The organism is Bacteroidia bacterium (assembly GCA_026932145.1).
Classification (GTDB): domain Bacteria; phylum Bacteroidota; class Bacteroidia; order J057; family JAIXKT01; genus JAIXKT01.
In genome coordinates this window covers 21118-30271 of the sequence record JAIXKT010000026.1, presented here as the reverse complement: position 1 = coordinate 30271, position 9154 = coordinate 21118, and the positions used below count along the sequence as shown (strand labels likewise).

Genomic DNA, 9154 nt, shown 5'->3' with positions numbered 1-9154 from the left:
AGGTCAAGCGCTGCGTTGAGCGACATTTGTTTTGGATGGGAGTGTTTGCGCAGCAAAACACGAAGAACAAAACTACGCCGCAGGCGTAATGTCGCTCAACGCAGCGCTTGACGAAGTTCCGAGAAAAAAAAGAGAAGACCAAAATTTATTTTGGTATTCCGGTGTTTTTTTTCTTGGGATCTAATTTTGTCAAGTGTTTTGTTGGGCGACGTTAGCCGGAACGGCGAGCGGTGCGAGCCGCAGCCGGCGCAAAGCCCAGGCGTATCTTAGACAAAATTAGGTCAAGCGCTGCGTTGAGCGACATTTGTTTTGGATGGGAGTGTTTGCGCAGCAAAACACGAAGAACAAAACTACGCCGCAGGCGTAATGTCGCTCAACGGTTTAGGGCTTTGTGAAGTGGCGGATTATTTGCACTAACTTTCAATAGAAGCACCGACCTCAAAGATAGTACAAAAGTTTCAATCGAAGCCGTTTACCCGCCATTTCACAAAACCCTTGTTACAGGCTGGCGTTCTGTCGTTCGTGTTGTCAAGTCATTTTCTGTCGTGAGTTTCGCTGTCGTGTCGGCTGTGCGGTTGTGGTTTTAAAAATTTTAGAAGGGAAGGGATTTTAAAAATAATTTTTCTGTTGGGAAAAGCGGAAGCTCTTTTGCAATTTTTGGTCTGTGCGTTGGCTTGTGTGAATTGCAAATGTGCTTACGCTTGTGTGTTTGGTTTTCCGTTCCACGCTTTTTCTAAATCAATAGTTTCACTTTTTGGTTGTCTTTCAATTTCTAATAAGTCAATGTCCACTTTTACAGGAATGTCCGAAGCAAGTCCTGCAATAAAACAACTACCTACCGACAAAACAGGAATTGATTCAAACGAAAGTTTGTCCAAGTAGGCAACGGTTTTTTCAATGGCTTTTATGTCAAGGTCGTTAATTAAGCGATGAATAAAATAGTTGTGTAATTGCGAAATAATTGTTGGCGAAATGTCATACGGTCTTTGGCTTGCGACTGTCAAAAATGTGCTGAATTTTCTGCCTTCTTTGATTATTTCTTCAAAAGTTTCAAGGCGATAATCTTTCCACGTTTCGCTCTCTCTTTCTGATGAAGATGAAAGTATGTTGTGGGCTTCATCTACAACAATGTGTAGCGATTTTCTTTCAAACTCGCCACCGTCTTTGTGTTCATCGTATAATTGTTTAACGATAATCAGCGGAAGCGTTTTTTTCATCTCTAAGTTTACATCTTTGAGATTTACAACTTCCAAATTACTATTTGTTGAATTGTTGTCTTCTACTGAAATAAGTTTTTCAAGCATTTCAAACTTTTTGAACATTCGTCCAATTAAAGGGCGAATATGTTCTTGATTTGAATAGCCGTTGATTATTTCGTGATAGTATTGAGAAATAATTTTGAATTTTAACTTTCCAAGATTTGATGCGTCAATAACAATGTTGTCTAAGTTTGGAAAAGCAGCAGTAATAAAATTCTCAAAATTATTATTTGACCAATGTTCTCCGATATGATATGAATGAGTATTGCTGTTTGAAAAATACTTGAAATCGCCTGAGCTAATTTGGTTTAAAATTCCCGAAATGATGTCTTGCCCACTTGACACTACTTGTTTTAAGTGATTAAATAATTCTGAAAATATTGCAAGTCCAAGATTAGGGTCAGCCTTTTGAGAAATAGTTCTAACCATTTTTGAAAGATTTTCTTTTGACCTATTCTCAAAATCATCATCTAAATAATCAGCTTTGATTGCTCTACTCAAAAATGGTTTTTGTGTTTTCTCTGTGGCTTCCAACAAAACCGATATTATTTCAAGTCGTTCAATATTTGATTGTTTGATTGGATATTTATCTCCGTCTGCATTTCGGGTTGTAAGGTTGTATGATTTCTTACTTTTCGTAATCAAATCATCTTTGGTATATTCTCCATTAAAGTCAATTATTACAAAACGTGCATTGTTCTTGAAATTTTTACTTTCTGCATTGGCACTAAACAATTCCGAAAATATTCTTGCAAGTGTATTTGATTTACCGCTTCCTGTGTTTCCAAAAATTCCGATATGACTTGCAAAAAGTTTCTTTATGCTAAGTTTTATTTCTTGTGATGGTTCTTCGGTTAATACACCAATTTTTATGGTTCGTTCATCATTAAAGAAACGATGTAGTTTATTGAACTCCTCTCTGTCAAGTAAATAACATTCGTTATCTATCAGCGGCATTTCTTTGATGCCTTGTTTAAATTTATCCTCTTTTCTGTCAAAATGCCCAAACAGTGAAACTTCTAAAAATCGGGAAATTTTTAGCTCGTCTTTTTTATATTCTTTGTTGTAAACGGTTTCTTCTTTGATGTATTCGCCTTCAACCTTTCCGATAATTTCAATGAAACCTTTTGTGATTTTTATGTAACTGCCAACCGAAACATTTTTTATCGTTCTGCCACGATACGACAAATGCGATAAATTCTTATCCTTTTTTACCTTGACTTTAATTTTTCTGCCTTCAACGGAAGAAACTGTGCCAATAATAAAGATAGATTCCTTTAACAGCGTTTCACTTGTATTACTTTTCTGGCTCTGCATTTTTACTACTCTTTTTTTCTACAACTTTTTTTAGAATGTTTTTTGTAAAACAGTCAAGCGTAAATTTTTCTGTTTCGCTGTCGGGTGTCAAAATTTGTATGTTCGGGTGTTGTATCACTTCCAATTTTGTTTGCATTTTTTCTTTTGAACCTTGCGAACAACAAACAAATATTCTAAGTGTAGGATTTGCTTTCGCTGCTCTCAAAGTAATTTCTTGAATATGCTTGTCGTCCATTGAAAAACCAACAACAAATAAAGTTGCATTTTCTTTTTCCAATTCGCTTGAATACATTCTTAGCAACTCGTAGTAATAGAGATTTAAAACACTTTCCAAGTGTTTAGATTCTTCGGGATTTACAACAAGTATTTTCTTGTATTGCTCTAAAAATTCGCTTCCTGTTTTATTTGCCGTTGCTTCGTCAATGTGATTTAATGAATGAGCAAACGTTATTTTGTCTCCTACTTGTTGCCAAGTTGTTGAGCCGTGAATTTTGATAATATTGAAAACAGGAATTTCAGAAACGTGGTCAAAGTGCAAACTTCTTTGCTGAATTGATTTTTTGAAATGTGCTGAACTGAAAGTTGGATTAAATTTTCCCGAAAATCCGTCATTGTATTCAATAAAAAGTCGTTCAAGCGAAGTTTCCATTAGCACGTCAATATTGGTTGTAAACAAATTGACTTGCTTACTCAAAATGGTGCTTTTACGTTGTAAAATAACTTCTGACAAAGCAAGAAAAAAGTCGTCATAGTTTCCCTTTGTTTGTTCGTATTCAGTAGTTGAAACAGAATTGTCAATTACCTTTTTGTTAGGCAACATTACTTTACTGAAATACTCTTTGTATTGCGTTTCTCGTTCTGTTTCGTTTTGTGCTTCGTTTAATTTCTTTTCAATATTGCCAAGCAACGGAAGAAAAGGCGTAGAAGTTCCTGCACCAAACAAAAAGTTGATGTTTGAGCTTTGAATTACTTCGGATAAGTCTTGTAATGTTCTTTCTTCCATTTTTAAAACGCCTTAAATTTCTCGCCCAAATAATGCTTTAAATTCCATTTTTTTGTGGTGTCTAACGCTCTTTCAAGGCAAATGAATTTTTTATCAGTATGAGTTTTAAAATGCTCAACGGTGTCCATATCCAAAACGCTGTCCAAACAAAGTAATGTTTCCTTTTCTCCGTCTGTTGCAAATAGGATTTCGTTTTTTGTAAACTCATCTTTCTTTGTCAAAGTGTAATTGAGTGTAAAGCCGTTTTTCAACAGAATTTCTGTTACCAATTCATCACGATTGAATAAAGAAGTGAGCTGTGCTTCCTTTTCGGCAATGTATTTATTCAAGAACTCAATGTTTTCTTCCGTTGTTTTTTCAGGGTCAGGTGCAAATTCTACTCTTGGGAAATTTGATTTTACCAATTTGAAAACTTTGAAGCCTAAACCTTTTAACGCTTCTTCTTTATGTCCGTTAGTAAACAAATCAGGTTGCTCTTTTTTCTTTTCTTCAATCAGTTTTCTAACTACTCGTTTATTCCGTTCAATAGTAATATCGCTGATTTTTTTGTAACCTGCTTTGTGGGCTTCATTACTTTCATTAGTGGCTTCTGGGATTTGAACTAAAATAAATTTTCTGTTGTCTTGCTCTTTTTTATTTAGTTCTAATATTGCTTGTCCTGTTGTTCCTGAACCTGCAAAGAAGTCTAAAAAAATATCGTTATCACTTGTGCCAAGCAATGCCAGTTTTTTAACCAATGAAACAGGTTTAGAATACTCAAAAACAGCTTCATCTAAAATGCCGACTAAATCTTTTTTAGAATTGTCATTAGAAAATTCATTTTCTAACAAATCAAGACTGCTTATTGATTTTGTTCTTTGTTTGTAATCAATATAATATCCTTGTTCTCCTTTTTCAATCGTTGCATTTTGATATGTTTTTGTGTAAATACGGTTTGAGCCATTTTCTTTGACAACAATAAATCCGTTTGTATATCCAAAATCAAACAATTCTTTTGACCAACGCCAACAAAAATCACTTTTTGGATTTCGCAACTTTCTTGCTTCCATTTCTTCTTTTGAAACTCCGCCCGGTCTATAAATTACACCGTCTATTTCAATTTCATAATCTAAAGATGGAGAATACTGTATAGAGCCATAGTCTAAAGTTTGGTTGAGTTTATAAATTCCTCTTTCTTCAACCCATTCATCTTCATACTTAAATCCATCGTCAATGTGTTCAAAAGAATTTAATTGACTTTCTTCCGACTTTTGATAACAAATAACGTAATCGTTATTTTTTGCAAAGTGTTCGCTTGATTTGCCACCTCTTTTAGTAACTCTTGGTAATTCTCCAATGAAATTTTCTTCTCCAAAAACTTCATCGCACAATTTTCTCAAATGATGAACTTCGTTATCATCAATAGAAATAAAAATTACTCCGTCCTCACGCAAAAGCTGTCTTGCAATCAATAAACGGCTATACATCATATTTAGCCAATTACTGTGATAACGTCCGTCTGTTTCTGCGTTTGTGTCAATTTTCAATCCTTCTTCAAGAACTCCTGCATCTTCCCAATAGGCTTTTTTGTCTTGCGAATAATTGTCGGAATACACAAAGTCTTTTCCTGTGTTGTATGGCGGGTCTATGTAAATGCACTTAACCTGTTCACGATAAGCGGTACTTAACAGTTTCAATACTTCTAAATTTTCTCCCTCAATTATCAGATTTTCACTTTCGGTTGGGTTTACGCTTCTTTGTTCGTCATATATCAGCGTTGCATTACTTGGCGAAAACGCATTGCGTTTTGCTGCTGTTTTGCCAAACCAACGAAATTCGTAACGTTCTGTTTCGGCTATACTTTCGGGTTTAACAAGTTTCTTTAACTCGTTAATATTTAGTTCGCCTTCGTTTGTAAAAAGGTCGGGGAACAAATTTTTCAATGTTTCCAAACGCTCTTTGTTCCAATCGTTGCTCAATGGCATATAGTCGTTAATGTTTTCCATTTTTACGCTTGTTCAATTTTTGAATTAATTGTTTTTGCTGCTTCTGTTCTAAAGTAGCTGTATTCTTTTACAGGTGCTTTGTAATGCACTTCAACTCCTAACGCTTCAAAGTGTTTTACTGCACAACGAATACGATATGCTTCACTTTCGGTTAATGCTTTTTTATCGTTTAGGTCGTTTGTTCCTTTTGTTTCTACGACAAAATAAAATTCGTTTTCATTGCCTGTCTTTAAACTTTTACGTTTCATTACCAAACCAAAATCAGGTTCGTATTCGCCAATCGGTGTTTTTATTTTGTAATAACTTGGAAGTTTTAAGAAACATACAATTTCATCGTCCACATCTGCCGATTTTGCAAATGTTTTTTCTACAAAACTGTCCACAAGCATTTTGTCAAAAACACCTTTGTTAGGCGTTTCTACATAAGCCTCTGCCGTTAGATTTCTAACAAAGTCGTCAAACAAAAACGGAAATTCTTCGCCTGTCAAATGATAGTCAAGTCCTCTAATCATTTCGTCTAATTCAATGTTGCGGATAATTGCTGCGGCTTGATGAATATATTGTGGCGGATTTTTTACAAACTGTTCGTGATTTTTAATTTGCTTAGTGATTTCAAAAAGCGTGTTGTAGCTCATTCCTGTATTTTCACTCAACTCCTCAACTAAATCCAAAGGCGTGAAATACGCTTTTAGATTGTATGTTTCTGTTCCGCCAAAATTGTCTTTTATTCCTTCTTCTGAAATTTCGCCAATAGAACGACTGCTTACTTCTGCAACATAATCAGCAATATTGATTTTATTGATTTCTTCTGTTGCTTTTGTTACAAGATTTGTTTCGTCAAAAGCGGTTGTATAATTGGTTTTCTTTGAAAGCGATTTCCAAAAACGTTTAAAAGCGGTATCTACCGTTTCATTTTGATTACGTTTAAAATGAACTTCGTTTTGTGGTTTTCCTTTGTGTGTATGCGACATTCCCGCACCTGCCGAAGTTGTTCCGTAAACTTCTTTGATTTCTTCCTGATACTGCGTTACAAAAGTTTCGTAAGTTTCATTAGGAATAACCGTTAGTTGATTGATACGTTCCGTATCGTTCGTATCTAACGCATCATAAATTCTTTGTCCGTCTTGGTTTACGCAAATACGCAAGCCACGCCCAATTTCTTGCCGTTTGCGAACTTCTGAATATGCTGTATTTAGTGTTGCGATGTTGAATACATTCGGATTGTCCCAGCCAACACCTAAAGCAGAGTGCGAAAAAATAAACTGAACAGGATTATTGATATTCAATAATTCTTCTTTGCCTTTTAATATGAGTTCGTAAATTTTCTTCTGCTCCTTTTGTCCACCCTCATTATCGGCAAATTCTCCGCTTCCTTTTTGAGCAAAATAATAGCCTTGAATTTGGTTAATATATTCATCTGTTGGTTGGCTACCGTTAAATTCGGCATAAACTTGTTTGTATTTTTCTACGAAAAGATTTTTGATAATCGGGTTTTCGCCAATATAGTTTGCAACTCTATCAATAAAAATCAAGGAAAGGCATTTGATACCTTGTTCGGCTAATTTTTGAGATTTTTGAAAATGGCGAAGAATTAACCATTCCAACTGCAAAGCCCAAATACTCTGTAAATTTCCCGATGATTGTTTTTCTTCCAATATCACACCATTGGAAAATTCAATAGACCATTTTCCTGTTCGTAAACTTTTATTGATACGAGCTACTTGATAATTCAGATAACTTGGGTTATTGGTTTTCTCTCCCAAATTGTCGCCAACTTTCAGCCAATTAGTTTCTTCAAACACAAACTTACCACCTTTCAGTTTCCACGCTTTTACCTTTGCTTTTGGGGCACTCGTCCCGTTTTGCGTTTCGGTCAATTCAATTTTTATCGTGGCTTCATCGTTTTTTTCTGAAACGGTAAGCACTTCTATTTTCTTTACCAAACCTTGTTTGTAACTGTCGTAAGGCGTTAAACGATAAATAAGGTTTTTCATCGTTTTATGTGTTGCCGAATAACGAAGTTTAAAAAGCGGATTGAGTTTTGCGATTTGCTTAACGGAATTATCTGTGTCCATTCCTTCCTGTGGTTCGTCCATTATGATAATCGGATTTGTTTTTCCGATTGCGTCAATGAAAGGAATGTTTGCAAATAAATCTTCTCGTTGTGCTTGGTTTAAAATTTTATCTTCCGAATTAAACGAAGCAAGTGTCATTACCATTACTTGCGGGTGTTGTTCCTCAATGAAATTGGTAACTTTATTTAATTTTTTACTGTCGTATTCAAATAATTTTGGCGTGAAGCCGTAAATGTTTTCAAGTTGTTTTTCAAAAATTTGAGAAGCACTTAAAACGCCTTGACGAATGGCAACCGAAGGAACTAAAATGATGAATTTAGTAAAACCGTAATGTTTGTATAATTCGTAAATTGTTTTTAGGTAAACAAGCGTTTTCCCTGTTCCTGTTTCCATTTCAATACAAAGGTCGTTGTCGGTTGAAAGTCGGGCTGTTTCTTCATCAATGCCGTTTTCTAATAAAACATTTTTTGCATTTTCATTTAGCTGTTCTGTTGTCAGTTTACACACGTTGGCACGAATACCTTCAAAAGTCGCATTATCAAAAGTGTTTTTTTCTGTTCCGTCAAACACTTTCACAACCGACTGTATCGCTGTGTCCTGATATTTTAAACTTTCTAATTGTAATTCCATTACTTTTTACCGTTCTTTTTGGTTAAGTATTTAATTTCTTCTTCTGCTGCAAGCAAAATATCTTTCACATATTTTTCTTCTGCAAGTTGGTTAGCAACCTGTTTGCTCATAAATTTTACAATAAGGTCTTTTTCGTCCACCTTAAAAGTCTTAGCGATTATAGGTAACATTTGTCTGCTTACAGGTCGTTCTCCACGTTCTAATTTGCTCAAAGTGCTTTGGTCAATATCAAGCAATGCTGCAAGTTTTCGTAAAGGCATTTCAGCCTGTTCTCTCAGTTGTCTAATGTAATCGCCTAAATTTTCTATTTGCATCTTGAAATTTGTTTCTTGACAAGTGTGTCAAAGGTAGTGATAATATTTTTAGTGATAATTAAAATGGTCAAAAAACTTCTCAACATTTTTTGAAAGGTCGGGTGGTGGGTGGGTTTGGGTGCGGTGGAAAAGCAAGCTCTTTTGCAAACTTTGGTTTGTGTGTCGGCTTGTAAGGTTTGCAAATGTGCTTGCTGTGTAGTGGCGAAAATTAATTTTTAAAATGTGCGGTGGGAAAATTTTTAAACCTTTCGTGTCGGTTTGTGTCAGGTTACAGCGAAACTGTTTGTTTTGTCGTGAATGTTGATGTCGGGACGGTCGCCTACGCTTGCCTGTAACGGGCTCGCGGATTTGCGAAGTTCCGAAGGCTCATAGCGGAGCTATGAAAGCCGTAGGAATTTTGCAAATCCGCTGATGTGTTGAAGGTCGAAGCGGAGCGAAGACGCTTTAACACATCAGCGGATGTAATCCGCGAGCCCGATGTGCAAAAGGCGGAGCGAAGCGGAGACTTTTGCACATCGCAGCGCTTGACGAAGTTCCGAGAAAAAAAAGAGAAGACCAAAATTTATTTTGG

Annotated in this window: 6 protein-coding genes; 1 reads left to right on the top strand and 5 read right to left on the bottom strand. The window is 35.6% G+C overall.

Annotation, left to right across the window (positions count from 1 at the left end):
• Window positions 1–31 precede the first annotated feature (31 nt).
• Entirely contained in the window at window positions 32–184 is a 153-nt protein-coding gene (locus LC115_07165; protein MCZ2356454.1) for a hypothetical protein, read from the top strand.
• A 511-nt stretch (window positions 185–695) separates the two neighbouring features.
• Here LC115_07165 and LC115_07160 read toward each other — a convergent pair.
• The 5 genes from LC115_07160 to LC115_07140 form a co-directional block, all read right to left on the bottom strand.
• The gene (locus tag LC115_07160) at window positions 696–2576 is read right to left on the bottom strand and encodes an ATP-binding protein (protein ID MCZ2356453.1); all 1881 of its coding nucleotides are present in this window, start codon (window positions 2574–2576) and stop codon (window positions 696–698) included.
• Window positions 2557–3579, bottom strand: coding sequence for an SIR2 family protein (locus tag LC115_07155; protein ID MCZ2356452.1), 1023 nt, complete (start codon window positions 3577–3579; stop codon window positions 2557–2559). Before LC115_07155 ends, LC115_07160 begins: the two co-directional genes overlap by 20 nt.
• A gap of 2 nt (window positions 3580–3581) precedes the next feature.
• Window positions 3582–5255 (bottom strand): site-specific DNA-methyltransferase, encoded by a 1674-nt coding sequence (locus tag LC115_07150; protein ID MCZ2356451.1) that lies wholly within the window; start codon window positions 5253–5255, stop codon window positions 3582–3584.
• Window positions 5256–5566: 311 nt separating this feature from the next.
• Window positions 5567–8269 carry a DEAD/DEAH box helicase family protein gene (locus tag LC115_07145; protein ID MCZ2356450.1) on the bottom strand — a complete coding sequence of 901 codons (2703 nt, stop codon included), beginning with the start codon at window positions 8267–8269 and terminating at the stop codon, window positions 5567–5569.
• Window positions 8269–8583, bottom strand: coding sequence for a helix-turn-helix domain-containing protein (locus LC115_07140; protein ID MCZ2356449.1), 315 nt, complete (start codon window positions 8581–8583; stop codon window positions 8269–8271). The genes LC115_07145 and LC115_07140 overlap by 1 nt, the downstream gene beginning before the upstream one ends.
• Window positions 8584–9154 lie beyond the last annotated feature (571 nt).